At 61.3% G+C, this 16,265-nt stretch carries 17 protein-coding genes; 15 read left to right on the top strand and 2 right to left on the bottom strand.

What is annotated here, in order from left to right; translation table 11 throughout:
• From J5J83_RS10865 to J5J83_RS10830, 8 genes are all read left to right on the top strand, one after another.
• Window positions 1-567 (top strand): DNA polymerase III subunit gamma/tau C-terminal domain-containing protein (locus tag J5J83_RS10865; RefSeq protein WP_282959125.1); only part of this gene is annotated, 567 nt, incomplete at its 5' end.
• Window positions 568-599: 32 nt separating this feature from the next.
• Window positions 600-923: a YbaB/EbfC family nucleoid-associated protein gene (locus tag J5J83_RS10860; protein WP_212348998.1), complete on the top strand. Its 324-nt coding sequence runs from the start codon at window positions 600-602 to the stop codon at window positions 921-923.
• Window positions 923-1,522 (top strand): recombination mediator RecR, encoded by a 600-nt coding sequence (recR, locus tag J5J83_RS10855; protein WP_212348996.1) that lies wholly within the window; start codon window positions 923-925, stop codon window positions 1,520-1,522. The genes J5J83_RS10860 and recR overlap by 1 nt, the downstream gene beginning before the upstream one ends.
• A 183-nt stretch (window positions 1,523-1,705) precedes the next feature.
• Complete coding sequence (gene petA, locus J5J83_RS10850; protein ID WP_212348994.1) at window positions 1,706-2,299, top strand: ubiquinol-cytochrome c reductase iron-sulfur subunit; 594 nt, start codon at window positions 1,706-1,708, stop codon at window positions 2,297-2,299.
• 3 nt (window positions 2,300-2,302) lie between these two features.
• The gene (locus J5J83_RS10845) at window positions 2,303-3,571 is read left to right on the top strand and encodes a cytochrome bc complex cytochrome b subunit (RefSeq protein WP_212348992.1); all 1,269 of its coding nucleotides are present in this window, start codon (window positions 2,303-2,305) and stop codon (window positions 3,569-3,571) included.
• Entirely contained in the window at window positions 3,568-4,308 is a 741-nt protein-coding gene (locus J5J83_RS10840; protein ID WP_212348990.1) for a cytochrome c1, read from the top strand. Before J5J83_RS10845 ends, J5J83_RS10840 begins: the two co-directional genes overlap by 4 nt.
• Before the next feature lie 107 nt (window positions 4,309-4,415).
• Entirely contained in the window at window positions 4,416-5,012 is a 597-nt protein-coding gene (locus J5J83_RS10835; RefSeq protein ID WP_212348988.1) for a glutathione S-transferase N-terminal domain-containing protein, read from the top strand.
• 70 nt (window positions 5,013-5,082) lie between these two features.
• The gene (locus tag J5J83_RS10830; RefSeq protein ID WP_212348986.1) at window positions 5,083-5,511 is read left to right on the top strand and encodes a ClpXP protease specificity-enhancing factor; all 429 of its coding nucleotides are present in this window, start codon (window positions 5,083-5,085) and stop codon (window positions 5,509-5,511) included.
• Between the two features lie 9 nt (window positions 5,512-5,520).
• Here J5J83_RS10830 and J5J83_RS10825 read toward each other — a convergent pair whose 3' ends face one another.
• On the bottom strand, window positions 5,521-6,696 hold the full coding sequence (locus J5J83_RS10825) for a glycosyltransferase (protein WP_249115685.1): 1,176 nt from the start codon (window positions 6,694-6,696) through the stop codon (window positions 5,521-5,523).
• Window positions 6,697-6,893: 197 nt separating this feature from the next.
• Between J5J83_RS10825 and J5J83_RS10820 the strand changes: the two genes are divergently transcribed.
• A complete protein-coding gene (locus J5J83_RS10820; RefSeq protein WP_212348982.1) occupies window positions 6,894-7,379 on the top strand; it encodes a hemerythrin domain-containing protein in 486 nt (161 codons plus the stop codon).
• Between the two features lie 15 nt (window positions 7,380-7,394).
• Here J5J83_RS10820 and J5J83_RS10815 read toward each other — a convergent pair whose 3' ends face one another.
• Entirely contained in the window at window positions 7,395-8,657 is a 1,263-nt protein-coding gene (locus J5J83_RS10815) for a D-amino acid dehydrogenase (RefSeq protein WP_212348980.1), read from the bottom strand.
• A 169-nt stretch (window positions 8,658-8,826) separates the two neighbouring features.
• On the opposite strand from J5J83_RS10815, the gene J5J83_RS10810 reads away from it, so the two are divergent.
• From J5J83_RS10810 to J5J83_RS10785, 6 genes are all read left to right on the top strand, one after another.
• Entirely contained in the window at window positions 8,827-9,828 is a 1,002-nt protein-coding gene (locus J5J83_RS10810) for a class 1 fructose-bisphosphatase (protein WP_212348978.1), read from the top strand.
• Complete coding sequence (locus J5J83_RS10805) at window positions 9,818-11,563, top strand: BamA/TamA family outer membrane protein (protein ID WP_249115684.1); 1,746 nt, start codon at window positions 9,818-9,820, stop codon at window positions 11,561-11,563. Before J5J83_RS10810 ends, J5J83_RS10805 begins: the two co-directional genes overlap by 11 nt.
• 183 nt (window positions 11,564-11,746) lie before the next feature.
• On the top strand, window positions 11,747-12,037 hold the full coding sequence (gene groES / locus J5J83_RS10800; RefSeq protein WP_212348976.1) for a co-chaperone GroES: 291 nt from the start codon (window positions 11,747-11,749) through the stop codon (window positions 12,035-12,037).
• A 54-nt stretch (window positions 12,038-12,091) separates the two neighbouring features.
• Window positions 12,092-13,744 (top strand): chaperonin GroEL, encoded by a 1,653-nt coding sequence (gene groL / locus J5J83_RS10795; RefSeq protein ID WP_212348974.1) that lies wholly within the window; start codon window positions 12,092-12,094, stop codon window positions 13,742-13,744.
• Window positions 13,745-14,057: 313 nt separating this feature from the next.
• Window positions 14,058-14,744 (top strand): response regulator transcription factor, encoded by a 687-nt coding sequence (locus J5J83_RS10790; RefSeq protein ID WP_212348972.1) that lies wholly within the window; start codon window positions 14,058-14,060, stop codon window positions 14,742-14,744.
• Window positions 14,719-16,200: a sensor histidine kinase gene (locus J5J83_RS10785; protein ID WP_212348970.1), complete on the top strand. Its 1,482-nt coding sequence runs from the start codon at window positions 14,719-14,721 to the stop codon at window positions 16,198-16,200. Before J5J83_RS10790 ends, J5J83_RS10785 begins: the two co-directional genes overlap by 26 nt.
• Window positions 16,201-16,265 lie beyond the last annotated feature (65 nt).

Genomic DNA, 16,265 nt, shown 5'->3' with positions numbered 1-16,265 from the left:
CCCGTATCTAAGGCGGATCGTGATCATGCGCACGGTTGGGGGGGGCGGGCTGGCGAGGACGAAGTCGTAGCTGAGGGCGCTCCGAAGGTGCTCGGCCCCGAGGTGATTGCGCCGACGAGTGCCAGTGTTTCCGTGCTGGCGGGTGATGGCGGGGCGCCCGATCAGATCTTGCGCGGCGCATTTGCGGCCGCGGATTGGCGCTCGGTTGTGCGTCATCTGGGTCTCGGCGGATTGGTGCGCGAGCTGGCGCAGCATTGCGAATGGGTGTCCTGCGCCGACGATCTGCTCGTGCTCAGACTGTCGGATACACATCGTCATTTGCTCGACATGAATCGCGCAGCCGTCGATCGGGTGCAGGAACAGCTTGCCGCAGCGCTGGCAAGGCCGCTCAGGATCCGCGTCGATGTTGGTGCGATTGCGGGCGAGACACCTGCGCAACGCGATGAGGTCGAGCGACAGGCGCGGCACGCGATCGCCGTTGCGGCGCTCGAGAGCGATCCTTTCGTGCGCGAACTGATCGATCGATTCGATGCGACCCTGGTCGAGACGACGGTCAAGCCTCTTTAATCATTCTTGGTTCATTGTATGGAGTCGTTGTCATGATGAAAGGCGGTCTTGGGGGTCTGATGAAGCAGGCCCAGCAGATGCAGGAAAACATGAAGAAAATGCAGGACCAGTTGGCCACGGTCGAAGTGGATGGCCAATCGGGCGCCGGCATGGTCAAGGTTGTCATGACCTGCAAGTATGACGTACGCCGGGTTGTCATCGATGATTCGGTTATGGATGACAAAGAGATGCTCGAGGATCTCGTGGCGGCCGCAGTCAACGACGCGGTGCGCAAGGTCGAGGCGACGACGCAGGAGCGCATGGCAGGATTTACCTCCGGCCTGAATCTCCCGCCCGGGTTCAAGTTGCCGTTCTGATGTCGGCTTCGCCCTCCAGTCTCGACGAGTTGATCGATGCACTGCGCTGTCTGCCCGGTGTGGGCCCCAAGTCGGCGCAGCGCATGGCCTACCATCTCTTGCAGCGCGATCAGCGGGGTGCCGCGAGGTTGGCGCGGGCCATGAGCAGCGCGCTTGAGGTGCTGCGGCATTGCGAGCGTTGCAATACCTTTACCGAAGATACCGTCTGTCAGCGATGCGCCAATCCGCGACGGGACCCAAGTCAGCTGTGCGTGGTCGAGATGCCTGCGGACCTGGCAATGATCGAGCAGACTCAATCCTATAACGGCTTGTACTACGTGCTGATGGGGCGCCTTTCGCCGCTCGACGGCGTCGGGCCGCGCGAACTCAAGCTCGACAAACTGCTTGCGCGGGCGGGCGATGGCAGCGTACGTGAGGTGATTCTCGCCACCAACTTTACCAACGAAGGCGAGGCTACCGCGCACACGCTGGCCAGCTTGCTCGGCGCACGTGGCCTTACCGTCAGCCGCTTGTCGCGGGGGGTGCCGGTGGGCGGGGAGCTTGAGCACACCGATATCGGTACGATTGCGCAAGCGCTGGTCGAAAGGCGGAGTGTCTGAATTCTACGTGTTGCGATGCGGAAAATTTGCCCTCCAGCCCTCCCTTTTGCGAGTTTTTGAGGTGCGGAAATCCTTGGCAGCTCAAGCTCTTGGCCTTGTCGGCTTTCTCTGTTGCGGTGAGTTCGCTATAATCCTGCAGGTTTTGTATCCAGGTCTTTCGTTTTCCTTTCTGGGAAGAGGGTCATGAGCGTTGAACAAAAGATGGACAGCGGCCGCCGCACCTTGTTGCTGGCGACGTCTGCCGCGGGTGGCGTAGCCGCCGTGGCGACTGCAGTGCCGTTCGTTGCCAGTCTGACGCCGTCCGAGCGTGCCAAGGCAGCAGGTGCGCCGGTTGAGGTCGATGTCGGCAAACTCGCACCGGGCGAGATGATGACGGTTGAATGGCGTGGCAAGCCTGTATGGGTGTTGCGCAGAACGCCGGAGATGCTTGCGTCGCTGGAAAAGGCCGCGCCGAATCTGAGTGATCCGCAATCGGAGAAGGAGCAGCAGCCCGAATATGCGAAGAACGAGTATCGCTCGATCAAGCCCGAGTATCTCGTCGCAGTCGGTATCTGTACGCATCTGGGATGCTCGCCCTCGGAGAAGTTCAAGCCGGGTGCCGAATCGGGAATGGGTGAAGACTGGCCGGGCGGCTTTCTGTGTCCCTGTCATGGCTCGAGGTTCGATCTGGCCGGCCGTGTGTTCAAGAGCATGCCGGCGCCCACCAATCTTGAGATTCCGCCGTACAAGTACATTGCGGACACCACCATTATTGTTGGCGACGACGGGAAGGCCTAAGCGATGACAACCAAATCCCAAGCCTTGCTCAACTGGGTCGATGAACGGTTTCCGCTGACGTCGTCGATCAAGGGGCATCTGACAGAATACTATGCACCGAAGAATTTCAATTTCTGGTACTTCTTCGGATCGCTGGCGCTGCTGGTTCTGGTTATCCAGATTGTTACCGGCATCTTCCTGGTCATGCACTACAAGCCCGATGCATCGTTGAACGTGTCCGGCGTGCCGGTTGCGTTTGCCAGCGTCGAGTACATCATGCGCGATGTGCCGGGTGGCTGGATCATTCGCTACCTGCATTCGACCGGTGCATCCGCGTTCTTCATCGTGGTCTATCTCCACATGTTCCGCGGCCTGCTCTATGGTTCGTACCGCAAGCCACGCGAACTGATCTGGATCTTCGGTACCCTGATCTTCCTCGTGCTGATGGCCGAGGCCTTCATGGGCTATCTGTTGCCATGGGGGCAGATGTCGTTCTGGGGCGCGCAGGTGATCGTGAACCTGTTCTCTGCAATCCCGCTGATCGGGCCCGATCTATCGCTGGTGATTCGTGGTGACTTCGTCGTGTCGGACGCGACGCTGAACCGTTTCTTCTCGTTCCATGTCATCGCCGTGCCGCTGGTGCTGATCGGCCTGGTTGCTGCCCACATCGTGGCGCTGCACGAAGTCGGCTCCAACAACCCGGATGGCGTCGAGATCAAGAAGAAGAAGGACGCCAATGGCATTCCGCTCGACGGCATCCCGTTCCATCCGTATTACACGGTGAAGGACATCGTCGGTGTGGTGGCTTTCCTCTTCGTCTTCAGTGCAGTCGTGTTCTTCGCACCCGAAGGTGGTGGTTACTTCCTGGAGTTCAACAACTTCCTGCCCGCCGACCCGCTGGTGACGCCGCCGCACATCGCGCCGGTGTGGTATTTCACGCCGTTCTACTCGATCCTGCGTGCGGTGACCTACCCCTTGTTTGGTCTCGACGCCAAGTTCTGGGGGGTGGTGGCAATGGGCGCGTCGGTGATCATCATCGCCTTCCTGCCCTGGCTGGATCGCAGCCCGGTCAAGTCGATGCGCTACAAGGGCGTAATCTTCAAGACGGCGGTGGCCATCTTCGTCGTGTGCTTCTGCATTCTCGGCTACCTTGGTGTGCTGCCCCCGACCCCGGGTCGTACCCTGGTCTCGCAGATCTGCTCGGTCCTGTACTTTGCCTTCTTCCTGGCCATGCCGTGGTACAGCAAGATCGACAAGTGCAAACCCGAACCGGAAAGGGTGACTTTCAAATGAAATCGCGTGTAATGAGCTTCATCAAGCGTGTGGCGGCTGTTGCGTTGTTTGCACCGGTGGTGGCCATGGCGGCCGGCGCCGAGTTGCATCTCGACAAGGCGCCCGTGAGCAAGGATCCTGCTGCGTTGCAGCATGGCGCCAAGCTGTTCGTCAATTACTGCCTGAACTGCCACAGCGCCTCCTACCTGCGCTACAACAGGTTGCAGGCGCTGGGCCTGACCGAAGGCGACATTCGCGATAACCTGATGTTCGCAGGCGAAAAGACCGGCGATCTGATGCGAATCTCGATGCGTCGTGACGAAGCCAAGAAGTGGTTCGGTGCTGCGCCTCCGGACCTGACTTTGGTGGCGCGTGCGCGTGCTTCGGAGTTCGGCAGTGGTGCAGATTGGCTGTACACCTATCTGCGCCAGTTCCATCGTGATCCCAACCGTCCGACGGGCTGGAACAACCTCGTGTTTCCCAATGTGGGCATGCCGCACGTGTTGTGGGAACTTCAGGGCGAACAGGTCGTCAAGGGTGGCGAGCACGGCGCGTCGCTGGAACTGGCCAAGCCCGGCAAGCTTTCTCCTGCCGAGTATGACAAGGCTGTCGCGGATCTCGTCTCCTACATCGTCTGGATGGGAGAGCCCGTGGCGGAAAAGCGCAAGACCATCGGTATGGTCGTGCTTGCTTTCCTTGCCGGTCTGTTCGTTCTTGCGTTCGCGCTGAAGAAGAACTACTGGAAGGATATCCATTGAGAGAATCGGTGACCGGCCTGCGGGCCTGACACCTGCTTTCCTCCAGTCGCACCGCGCAGTTCAATGCGTGGTGCGCTTTTGTTTTTTGCATCCGGAGTCGCAACATCATGATGAATCTATATTCCGGTACGACCGATCCCTTCAGTCACCGCTGCCGGATCGTGCTCTTCGAGAAGGGCATGGATTTCGAGGTGATCGATGTCGACCTCTACAACAAGCCCGAAGACATCGCAGTCATCAACCCGTACAACCGCGTCCCGGTGTTGGTTGATCGCGATCTCGTGCTGTATGAGTCGAACATCATCAATGAGTACATCGACGAACGCTTCCCGCATCCCCAGCTGATGCCGCCGGATCCGATCCTGCGCGCACGGGCGCGCCAGTTGCTGCACACGTTCGAGCAGGAGCTGTTTGCGCACATTCCTGCGCTCGAGGCCAATCAGAAGGGTGTCGACAAGACGCGTGCGCATGTGCGCGACCATCTGACCCAGTTGGCGCCGATCTTTACCAAGCAGAAATTCATGCTTGGCGACGAGTTCTCCATGCTTGACGTGGCCGTGGCGCCCTTGCTTTGGCGGCTCGAGCATTACGGGATCGAGTTGCCGAAGACGGCTGCGCCGTTGATGAAGTATGCGGAGCGTATTTTCAGCAGGCAGGGTTTCATCGACGCGCTGACGCCGTCGGAAAAAGTGATGCGTCGATAACATGGCAAAGCCGGCGGCTGCGGGGCAATCGTCTCCGCATCGCCGGACGAGTACAGGGGACACACAGCCTATGGTATCCACCAAGCCCTACCTGGTACGTGCCATCTACGAATGGTGCGCGGACCAGGGATTTACGCCCTATCTTGCCGCGCGGGTCGATGGCGCGACGCGCGTTCCGCCGGGCTATGCGAAGGATGGGCAGATCGTGCTCAACGTGGGCTCCGATGCGACGAACAAGCTGGAGATGGACAACGATGTGGTCAGCTTCCAGGCGCGCTTCAATGGCTCGGTGCAGAGCATCCTGATTCCGATGGCCAACGTGCTGGCGATCTATGCCCGTGAAAACGGACAGGGCATGGCATTCGAAGCCGACCCCGATGCGGACGAGGCATTTGCCGATGTCGAGAACGACGTGGAGGTGCGCGACGGGGCAGCAGAGGACGTGCCCGATAACGATCGGCCGCCGCCGCGCGGTGGACATCTCAAGGTCATCAAGTAGTGGATCAGCTCAGGCGGCCCGAAGTTGTGTCGCCTGTGTACGATATGTAGAAACCCAGTCATCATAGAGCTGTGCCAGCCGTCCGCTCATCTCTTCGGTTCGCCATTGCTGAGCGTGCTGTCTGGCCTCGCTGCCCAGTCGATTGAGGAGCTCGCGATCGGACAGCAAGGACGCGACGACTTGCGCAAAGCCGTGCGCCTCTCGCGGCGCGATCCGGCAGCCACGCTGTGACTCGAGAATGTCGAGCGTGCCCATCTCGGCAAGCGCCACCACCGGCGTGCCGAGCGCCATCGCTTCGAGCAGCACCAGCCCCTGGGTTTCGGTGCGGGAAGCAAAGACGAACACTTCGGCAGCCCGGTAGCAGTCATGCAGTTCACTATGGCGATCCAGATACCCGAGAAATCGCACATGTTCGCCCAGTTGCGCACGCTGCACCCTGGTGTGCAGATTGGACAGGGCAGGGCCTTCGCCGGTGATCAGCAGAAGTACGTCGGGCTCGGCGATTCGCAGGTGCGAGACCATGTCGATCAGGAAGTCGATGTTCTTTTCGTGTGCCACGCGGCCCACGAACAGGAGCAATCGCCGATGCTTGGGAATGCCGTAGCGCTGACGGAAGTGGCAGCCGTCGCCGCCGTGGAACTGGTGCTCGGGGATGCCGGTCGGCAGGATGTGGATCGGCTTCTCTACTCCGTAACCGGCCAGTGCTTGGGCCATCGCTCGCGACGGCACGATAACACCGTCGAGCTCGTTGCACTGCTGGCGCGAGAAACGTCTGGCCGCGCCGCGGAGCCAGTTGCGCGGCAGGAAGGGCACGTAGTGAAACAGGTACTCTTCGAAGAAGGTATGGTAGGTGGCAACGCAGGGCAGATCGAGCGCTCTTGCCAGTTCGACGCCGGCGTAGTGGGCGATGAACGGCGTGTGGATATGGACCAGGTCGAAACGTTGTTCACGCAAGGTATCGATTTGGGCCCGGATGTCCTTGCGCTGCATCATGCGGTCCTCCGGATCGAGCGGAATGAAGCGCGAAGGGATGCGAATGATGTCGGCCTGCGTCGCCGTCGTGTCCTGCGGGTAGGCGGGGGCGATCAATGTCGACTGGATTCCGCGCGCCTTGAGTGAGGTGCGAAAGGTCTCGATCGACGTGCTGACCCCATTGATGCGGGGAAAGAATACGTCGGAAATCATCAGGATTTTCATTGGAGGGCGCCGTTTGGAATACCGCCAATCTAGCCCGGCTCAATGAATCCTTCATTTCAATCACATCGTCCCGGAGTGGGAAAGCGTGCATGCCGTTGACGCGGATCATTCAGTTGGATTCGTTTTGGCGCTATAAACCTGCAGTTTCGGGCCCGCGGGGGCGATAGCTTACGGAGGCAGTGAAGATGACGCAGATGCAATGGACGGAACAGTTCGAACTCGGTCTGGGGAAGATGGACGACACTCACCGCGAGTTCGTGACCTATTACAACGCCGTGCTGGCGGCGGAGCCGGAGCAGTTTCTTTCCCGCCTTGATGACTTCATTGGCCACACTGAGGGTCATTTCGAGCAGGAGAACCGGTGGATGGAGAAGGTCAATTTCCCTGGCTGTCACCGTGCGGAGCACGACCGCGTGCTTGAGGTGATGCGTGACGTGCGCAATCGTGTCGAGCGTGGCGACGCCTTTCTCGGCAAGCGACTCATGGAGGAATTGCCGATCTGGTTCGACAATCACGTGAGTGGCATGGATGCGGCACTCGCATTCCACCTCGACAGTATCGGCTTCAACGTCGAGACCGGGGTGATTGCGGCGCCGGCCGGGGCATGCGGCGGTAGTTCGCCATCTGCCTGTGCTTGTGGCACGACCGAGACTGACACCGAAAAGGTCTGACCGTATGGGGCGTGCTCAGGCGCCGCGGACCGGAAACGCAATCGGCGGGCGCCGTCCTCGCATCAGGCCGGCGAGAATCTCGGCAGAACCGCAGGCCAATGTCCATCCCAGTGTGCCGTGCCCGGTGTTTAACCAGAGGTTGACCCCGCGCCCCTTGCCGATGATCGGAATATTGCCTGGTGTCGCCGGGCGCAGGCCCGTCCACAATTGCGCCTTAGCGGGATCGATCGCGCCGGGCAGCCGCGCTTGTGCCCACTCGAGAATGCCTTTCCCGCGCGCCGGATCGATGCTGAGGTCGTAGCCATTGAGCTCAGCAGTGCCGGCGATACGCAGGCGGTCCCCGAGTCGTGAGCAGACGATGCGACGCGATTCGTCGGTCAGGCTGACTTGCGGCGCGCGGGTGGGGTCGAGCACCGGGGCGGTAACCGAATAGCCCTTTACCGGATAAATTGGCAGCTGTTCTCCCAGCGCGCGAACCATCAGCGGACTGAAGCTGCCGAGACAGACGACGTAGGCGTTGGCAACCAACATGTCGGGGCGTCCGTTGCTGTCTCGCACCATTACGCCATTGATCAGCCCACCCGTGTGTTCGAGGCGTTCAATCCGTGTTTCGTAGTGAAAACGTACGCCGTCGCGCGCGAGTACTTGCGCCAGCGCGCGGGTAAAGTACATTGCATCGCCGCTCTCGTCTCCAGGCGCGTACAGACCGCCGTGCAGCGCAGGTGCGGCATTGGCCAGTGCGGGTTCGATCGCAATGCAGTCGGCGGCACTGCTGACCCGGGCGTCGATACCCAGACGCGCCAGTTCGTCCGCCCGGGTGCTTGCCTGGGCAAAGTCCTCTTGAGTGAAATACAGATGGAGAATGCCTTGTTGGCGCGAGTCGAATTCGTGTTCAATGCCGGCGGCGCTGCGCAAGCGATGAAGCTCGCGCTGGCTGTGAATGGCCAATGCGGCGATGGCTTCCGTGTTGTGACGGGTTCGCCATGGTAGGCACTCGCGCAGGAAGGAAAGCGCCCAGCGCCACTGAGCGAGGTCGGGCTGTGGGCGGAACCGCAGCGGCGCGTCCGGCCTTCCCATCCAGCGCAGCGCAAGCAACGGGGCCCCTGGGTTGGCCCAGGGCTCGGGATGGCTGACCGAGATCTGTCCGCCGTTGGCAAAGCTGGTTTCAAGTCCTGCGCCCGGCTGGCGGTCGACGACGCTGACGTCGAAGCCCGCCTGTCTGAGATACCAGGCGGTGGTGACGCCGGTCACACCGGCGCCGAGAACCATCACATGCATAAGTTGGTTGTGCCCGAAAAGGAGTGGCCCGAATGATCGTCGATCGGGCCCTGGTTGCAGCCGATCGGGAATGATAGCGGCCAGCGTGCATCTCGTGGTGCGCTCAAGCCCGGTAAGCGGGATAATCCGGGCTGACACCTTCAATCATCCGTCTTCGGGAGTCTTCTACATGCGTCGTGTCACTCTTACTCAATTTCTGATCGAGCAGCACCGCGCCGGGCGGGTTTCCGCCGACCTGCGGCTGTTGCTGGAGGTCGTGGCCCGGGCATGCAAGGCGATTGGCGTCACCGTGTCGAAAGGGGCGCTCACCGACGTGCTCGGCGAGGCCGGCACCGACAATGTGCAAGGTGAGGCGCAGAAGAAGCTCGACGTCATCGCCAACGAGATCCTGCTACAGGCCAATGAGTGGGGGGGGCACCTGGCGGCGATGGCGTCCGAGGAGGTCGAGACCGTCCACCAGATTCCTTTCGACATGCCGAAGGGTGGCTACCTGCTGCTGTTTGATCCGCTCGACGGCTCGTCGAACATCGATATCAACGTCACCGTCGGCACCATTTTTTCGGTACTGCGCAATCCGCCGGGTGATGGGGATCCGACGGAGCAGAGCTTCATGCAGCCGGGGCGCGAACAAGTGGCTGCAGGGTACGCGATCTATGGTCCATCCACGCAACTGGTGCTGACCGTCGGCAAAGGGGTTCATGCATTCACGCTGGACCGAGAAATGGGCAGTTTCATCTACACCCACCCTTACATGACGGTGCCCGAGGAGACCCGCGAATTTGCCATCAATGCGTCCAATGTGCGGCACTGGGAGGCTCCGGTGCAGCGCTACGTGGCTGAGTTGCAGGCCGGCAAGAGCGGCCCGCGCGGCGTCGATTTCAACATGCGTTGGGTGGCGTCGATGGTGGCCGACGTGCATCGTGTCCTGACGCGTGGCGGAATTTTCATGTATCCGCTGGACGAAAAGTGCCGGGCACAGGGAGGGAAGCTGCGCCTGATGTACGAGGCCAACCCGATGGCGATGCTGATCGAGCAGGCTGGCGGCGCGGCCACAACGGGGCGTGAGCGTATTCTTGATGTGATGCCGAACAAACTGCATCAGCGCGTTCCGGTGATTCTTGGCTCGAAGAGCGAAGTCGAACGCGTCACCGCCTATCACCTTGAAGAATGATCACGGGCTCGCTTCGGTACTGTTGACGATTGCGTGCCTCGCTTACGCGAGTGAGGCGCTGGCGCAGTCGAGCGTTGCCGTCGAACTCGACGCGCCTGAGCAGGTTAGCGCTCTGCTGCAACGGCACGTTCGCCTGTTGCGCCAGGGTGAGGTGACTGTGCCCGAGTCCGGTCCGGACCGCACTGCGCTCGCGCGCCGGACCCGCAGGGAAGTGCTCGATCTGCTGGCGACGGAAGGCTATTTCAAACCCGTTGTCAGGTTCGATCGCCCTTCCGAGGCGGGCTGGAAGCTGATGGTTGAGCCGGGGGTGAGGGCAAGCATCGCCTCTGTCGACATTCGCTTCGAGGGTGAACTGGCGGACGCCGCAGACCTGGCAGGCCTGCGCGAGTCGCTCGTGGAAGGGTGGTCGCTGCCCGTGGGCCAGCCGTTTCGGCAGAGCGACTGGGACCGGGCCAAGCAGCAGCTGCTCGATGCGGTAAGTCGCCGGCGCTTCGCAGCGGCCCGAGCGCGCAGCACCCTGGCCGAGGTGGCTGAGGACGGCTCCTCGGTGCGGCTGGCTGTGGTGATCGACAGCGGCCCGACTTTCCGCCTCGGCGCGCTCGAGGTCAGCGGGCTCGATCGTCTGCCTGCCGACCTGGTGGAGCGCTACAGTACGGTGAAGGCGGGGGATGTCTACGATCAGGATGCCTTGCTCGCCTTGCAGGAGGTGCTGCAGGCCGCGCCGCAGTTCGCGTCCGTGGTGGTCAATATTGAGCGCGACCCGGCGCTGGCCGATGCGGTGCCGGTGAGGATTCAGGTCGCGGAAGCGCAGTCGAGACGCCTGAGTTTCGGTGCCGGTGTGTCGAGTAATACGGGCTATCGTGTCGAGTCAGGCTATCGCGATGTCAACTTCTTCGGGCACGGATGGGAGTTGTCTACCGGGCTACGACTCGAGCAGTTGCGTCAGTCATTGTTCGCAGACCTGTTCTTCCCGCCCTCGCCAGATGGTCACCGTGACAGTGTCGGTGCCCTGATCGACAACAGTGATGTCGAAGGGCTGAGAACCGATAGTCAAGCCATCGGTGTTGCGCGAACGATGATAGACGGAAACGTTGAAACCCAGGTTACCCTGCGGCTGCAGCACGAGTCCCTTCATCCTGATGGAGCCGATCCGCGTAGCCTGGAGACCCTGACTGCAAACTGGGGCTGGGTGAAGCGCGATGTCGACAATGTGCTCGATCCGCGCAGCGGTCAGGTACTCGAATTCCAGGTGGGAGGGGGGGCGAGTGTTGCGCTCTCGAGCCAGGATTTCATGCGTGTCTATGGCCGCTACCAGCGCTATTTTCCACTTGGCGAGACCGATGTTCTGAGCCTGCGTGCCGAGTTCGGCAAGACCTTCGCGGATTCGCGCGAAGGCATTCCGCAGGATTTCCTGTTTCGTGCTGGCGGGGCGCAGTCGGTGCGCGGATATGCCTATCAGAGCCTCGGGGTCAGAGATGGTGCCGCGACCGTCGGCGGACGATATCTCGGTACGTTGAGCGCGGAGTACGTGCACTGGTTCCGCGCTGACTGGGGTGGCGCCGTGTTTGTCGACACTGGCGACGCTGCCGACTCACCGGGGGATTTCCGCTTGCGCACCGGCTACGGCCTGGGCGCGCGCTGGCGCAGTCCGGCAGGACCGCTGGCAGTGGACCTCGCCTGGGGGCAGGATGAGAAGCGCCTGCGCCTCCACTTCGGAGTTGCGGTTGCATTCTGATTGCGCCGCTGCATTGCAACAAAAATTTCTTCTCCGCGTGCTCTTGAAATAGCCTTACCCCGCCCCTATTATTAGCACTCGTTGGCGATGAGTGCTAACAGGCCCGGTGCAAGCCATCGCCACTGCGAATTTCCCGGCGGGAAAGTCCCGCCACCGTTTAATCAGTATCAAGGAGTGAACTCGATGAAGATTCGTCCCCTGCACGATCGCGTGATCGTCAAGCGTCTGGAAGCCGAACGCAAGACCGCCAGCGGTATCGTGATCCCCGATTCCGCCGGTGAGAAGCCCGATCAGGGTGAAGTGCTGGCTGTCGGCAACGGCAAGATTCTGGACGACGGCAGCGTGCGTCCGATGGCCGTCAAGGTGGGCGACAAGGTGCTGTTCGGCAAGTATGCCGGCCAGTCCGTCAAGGTCGAAGGTGACGAGCTGCTCGTCATGCGCGAAGAGGACATCATGGGCGTGGTCGAAGGCTGAGCCTCCCGCAATTGCCTTGATTCTCGATTCGAAATAATTCAGGAGTTCTAAAGAATGGCTGCTAAAGAAGTCAAATTCGGTGATTCCGCGCGCGAGCGCATGGTTGCTGGCATCAATATCCTGGCCAATGCGGTCAAGGTCACCCTCGGCCCCAAGGGTCGCAATGTCGTGCTCGAGCGCTCCTTCGGTGCCCCGACCGTGACCAAGGACGGCGTGTCCGTGGCGAAGGAAATCGAACTGAAGGACAAGTTCGAGAACATGGGTGCGCAGATGGTCAAGGAAGTTGCTTCCAAGACCTCCGACATCGCTGGTGACGGCACCACCACCGCGACCGTTCTGGCGCAGTCGATCGTTCGTGAAGGCATGAAGTTCGTCGCTGCCGGCATGAACCCGATGGACCTCAAGCGTGGTATCGACAAGGCTGTCGTGGCGACCATCGACGAGCTGAAGAAGCTCTCCAAGCCGTGCTCGACCAACAAGGAAATCGCCCAGGTCGGTTCGATTTCGGCCAACTCCGACTCGGACATCGGCGACATCATTGCCAAGGCCATGGACAAGGTCGGCAAGGAAGGCGTGATTACCGTTGAAGACGGCAAGAGCCTGAACAACGAACTGGACGTCGTGGAAGGCATGCAGTTCGACCGTGGCTACCTGTCGCCCTATTTCATCAACAACCCGGACAAGCAGGTTGCCATCCTCGAGAACCCCTTCGTCCTGCTGTTTGACAAGAAGATTTCGAACATCCGTGACCTGCTGCCGGTACTCGAGCAAGTGGCCAAGGCCGGTCGTCCGCTGCTGATCATCGCCGAAGACGTCGATGGTGAAGCGCTCGCCACCCTGGTGGTGAACAACATCCGCGGCATCCTCAAGACCTGCGCCGTCAAGGCACCGGGCTTCGGCGATCGTCGCAAGGCCATGCTGGAAGATATCGCCATTCTGACCGGTGGTCAGGTCATTGCCGAAGAAGTCGGCCTGACCCTCGAGAAGGCGACACTGGAAGAGCTGGGCCAGGCCAAGCGCATCGAAGTGGGCAAGGAAAACACCATCGTCATCGACGGTGCCGGCGATGGCGAGCGCATCGAAGCGCGCGTCAAGCAGATCCGTGTCCAGATCGAAGAAGCGACCTCCGACTACGATCGCGAAAAGCTGCAAGAGCGCGTGGCCAAGCTGGCCGGCGGCGTTGCACTGATCAAGGTGGGTGCCGCGACCGAAGTCGAAATGAAGGAAAAGAAGGCGCGCGTCGAAGACGCACTGCACGCCACCCGTGCTGCGGTTGAAGAAGGCATCGTTCCCGGCGGCGGCGTTGCCCTGCTGCGCGCCCGTGCCAACCTCACCGATCTTAAGGGTGACAACCACGATCAGGACGCCGGCATCAAGATCGTGCTGCGCGCCATGGAGCAACCGCTGCGCGAAATCGTTGCCAATGCGGGCGACGAGCCCTCGGTGGTGGTGAATCGTGTCAACGAAGGTGCCGGCAACTTCGGCTACAACGCTGCAACCGGCGAGTACGGCGACATGGTCGAGATGGGTGTGCTGGATCCGACCAAGGTGACTCGCACCGCACTGCAGAACGCCGCTTCCGTGGCGGGTCTGATGCTGACCACCGACTGCATGGTGGCGGAACTGGCGGAAGACAAGCCGGCTGGTGGCATGCCCGACATGGGCGGTATGGGCGGCATGGGCGGTATGGGCGGTATGGGCATGTAATTGCCTGACTGACGTCTTCGTCGGATCAAGGGCCCCGCCTAGGCGGGGCCTTTTTTCGTCGACACGCATGGACAAATGCGGCCGGGCAGGTCGCAGTGCGCACATGCGCGCGCAAACCACTACGCGTGAGCGCAAGGGCGTGGGATACTTACGGGGTTTGGAAAAGACGGCAGGGAGCATCGGCGCTTGGGCGCGACGCTCCCCGGAACGCCTGCGCTGCTGAACGCACGCGTTCCCGAAGACCGAATAAAAGGAGAACAGCGGGGCTTAATCTAAGGGGTTCCGCTTACATTCAACTTACATCCGGAATCCTATGCGCATTCTTCTTGCGGAAGATGATCCGGTCATTGCGGACGGTATCTGCAGAGCGCTCAAGCGCGGCGGCTACGCAATTGACCATGTCGCAAACGGTGCGGACGCCGATGCCGCACTTGCCTCCCAGCCCTACGACCTGCTGATTCTGGATCTCGGCTTGCCCAAGCTGCCGGGGATCGAGGTGCTGAAGCGCCTGCGCGGGCGAAAATCAGCCATTCCAGTGCTGATCCTTACTGCACAGGATGGCGTCGAGGATCGCGTCCGGGGGCTGGATGCAGGCGCAGACGACTACATGACAAAGCCGTTCGCGCTTCCCGAGCTGGAGGCCCGGGTGCGTGCGCACACGCGTCGAGGGACGGGGCAGCCGCGCTGCATCGAGGTCGGCAACCTGACCTATGATCAGGCCGATCACGTCGTCAAGATCAACGGTCAGATGGTCGACCTGTCGGCGCGCGAGGTGGGCCTTCTCGAAGTGTTCATCCTGCGGGTTGGCAGACTCGTGAGCAAGGATCAGCTTGTCGATCACTTGTGCGGTTGGGGCGAGGAGGTGTCGAGCAACGCGATCGAGGTGTATGTGCACCGCCTGCGCAAGAAACTCGAAGACAGTGGCGTCCGCATTGTGACCGTTCGCGGTCTGGGCTATTGCCTGGAAAATCCGGATGCTGTCCCGACTGCGAAGATCTGATCGCAAGTCCGGGGCGCAACGTGCCCCGGGGCAGCCGAACTCGCTGTTTGGCGAAATCCTCGACTGGTTGCTGGCGCCATTGCTGTTCCTGTGGCCGATCTCCATCATCGTCACCCACAACGTGGCCGACAATATCGCCAATCAGCCCTACGACAGAGCACTGGCCGACAGTGCGCGTGCACTCGCACGACTGGTGGCAGTGGAGGATGGCAAGGTGGTGGTGCATTTCCCTGCGCCGCCCCGTGCCCTGTTCAGGGCTGACCAGGACGATACGGTCTATTATCAGGTGGCGGATCAGGGGGGTGAAACGATCACCGGTGATCGCGAGATCCCATGGGTGGCGCCGCCTGCGACCGTGCTGGGCGAAGAGATACGGTATCGCGATGAAGTGATACACGGGGAAGAGGTGCGGGTGGCATACCAGTATCTTCGCGCATGGCCGGAGCCGGCCAGTCCGCTGATTCTGGTACAGGTTGCCGAAACCCGGAACAAGCGGTCTGATCTTGCTTCACGTGTGGTCACCGGTGTGCTGTTGCCCCAGTTCGCCATCATTCCTCTCGCGGTCGTGTTGGTGTGGGTGGGGCTGACGCGCGGCATCGCCCCGCTGAACCGGCTGCAAAGTCTGATCAGGCGCCGCAGGCCGACAGACCTGTCGCCGATCGTGCCGGCGAGCGTGCCCGAGGAAGTGCGCCCGCTGATCATCGCTTTCAATGACATGATGGCCCGCCTTGAGGAGAACTTGCAGGCGCAGCAGCGTTTCATTGCCGATGCGGCGCATCAGATGCGCACGCCGCTGACCGGCTTGCGCATGCAGACCGAACTCGCGCTACACGAGAGCGACCCCGAACAGTTGCGCAGTTCGCTCGCACGTATCGCGGACAGTACCGAGCGTGCCGGACACCTGATCAACCAGTTGTTGTCGCTGGCGCGGGCGGAGGCGAGTTTCGAGAAGCTCTATGCGGTGGAGGCGGTCGACGTCGAGGCCATGGTGCGGGAAGTGGGGCAGGAGCTGTTTCCGCGCGCCTTGGCAAAAGGTATCGATCTCGGCGTGGAGAGCAGCGGGCAGGGCATGATCGTCGAAGGGAATGCGGTGCTCTTGCGCGAGATGGTGAAAAACCTGATGGACAACGCCATCAAGTACACCCCGCGCGGCGGGAGTGTCACGGCCCGGACGCGGCATGCGGGTGCTCCAATCTTCGAGGTCGAAGATACCGGTGAGGGTATTCCCGAGGCGGATCGCGAACGCGTGTTCGAGCGTTTCTATCGTGTGCTCGGTAGCGGTGCGGACGGGTCGGGGTTGGGCCTGCCGATCGTGCGCGAGATCGCCGAGCTGCATCGCGCGACGGTAAGCCTGAGTCCGAATCCGGGGGGGCAGGGTACGGTTGCCCAGGTCGTGTTCCCACGTAGTCAGATGCAGATTCCGCCACCGGTTCACGGTGACTTCTTCCCGCTATGATCCCGCCACGCTGCGCCCGCAACGGGTATATTCAGCTCGCGTTAAGAATTCAGTAAGTAATTGAA

Source organism: Azoarcus sp. L1K30, from assembly GCF_018122735.1.
Classification (GTDB): domain Bacteria; phylum Pseudomonadota; class Gammaproteobacteria; order Burkholderiales; family Rhodocyclaceae; genus Parazoarcus.
The sequence above is the reverse complement of the archived record's forward strand: the minus strand, read 5'-3'. Positions and strand labels throughout refer to the sequence as shown.

Coding starts and splice junctions, on each gene's coding strand:
- J5J83_RS10815 (WP_212348980.1), bottom strand. CDS start 8,657: ATGCATGTGATGGTTCTCGGCGCCGGTGTGACCGGCGTCACCACCGCC.
- J5J83_RS10835 (WP_212348988.1), top strand. CDS start 4,416: ATGATGAATCTATATTCCGGTACGACCGATCCCTTCAGTCACCGCTGC.
- J5J83_RS10840 (WP_212348990.1), top strand. CDS start 3,568: ATGAAATCGCGTGTAATGAGCTTCATCAAGCGTGTGGCGGCTGTTGCG.
- groES (WP_212348976.1), top strand. CDS start 11,747: ATGAAGATTCGTCCCCTGCACGATCGCGTGATCGTCAAGCGTCTGGAA.
- J5J83_RS10785 (WP_212348970.1), top strand. CDS start 14,719: ATGCTGTCCCGACTGCGAAGATCTGATCGCAAGTCCGGGGCGCAACGT.
- J5J83_RS10830 (WP_212348986.1), top strand. CDS start 5,083: ATGGTATCCACCAAGCCCTACCTGGTACGTGCCATCTACGAATGGTGC.
- J5J83_RS10810 (WP_212348978.1), top strand. CDS start 8,827: ATGCGTCGTGTCACTCTTACTCAATTTCTGATCGAGCAGCACCGCGCC.
- J5J83_RS10825 (WP_249115685.1), bottom strand. CDS start 6,696: ATGATTTCCGACGTATTCTTTCCCCGCATCAATGGGGTCAGCACGTCG.
- recR (WP_212348996.1), top strand. CDS start 923: ATGTCGGCTTCGCCCTCCAGTCTCGACGAGTTGATCGATGCACTGCGC.
- groL (WP_212348974.1), top strand. CDS start 12,092: ATGGCTGCTAAAGAAGTCAAATTCGGTGATTCCGCGCGCGAGCGCATG.
- petA (WP_212348994.1), top strand. CDS start 1,706: ATGAGCGTTGAACAAAAGATGGACAGCGGCCGCCGCACCTTGTTGCTG.
- J5J83_RS10790 (WP_212348972.1), top strand. CDS start 14,058: ATGCGCATTCTTCTTGCGGAAGATGATCCGGTCATTGCGGACGGTATC.
- J5J83_RS10820 (WP_212348982.1), top strand. CDS start 6,894: ATGACGCAGATGCAATGGACGGAACAGTTCGAACTCGGTCTGGGGAAG.
- J5J83_RS10860 (WP_212348998.1), top strand. CDS start 600: ATGATGAAAGGCGGTCTTGGGGGTCTGATGAAGCAGGCCCAGCAGATG.
- J5J83_RS10845 (WP_212348992.1), top strand. CDS start 2,303: ATGACAACCAAATCCCAAGCCTTGCTCAACTGGGTCGATGAACGGTTT.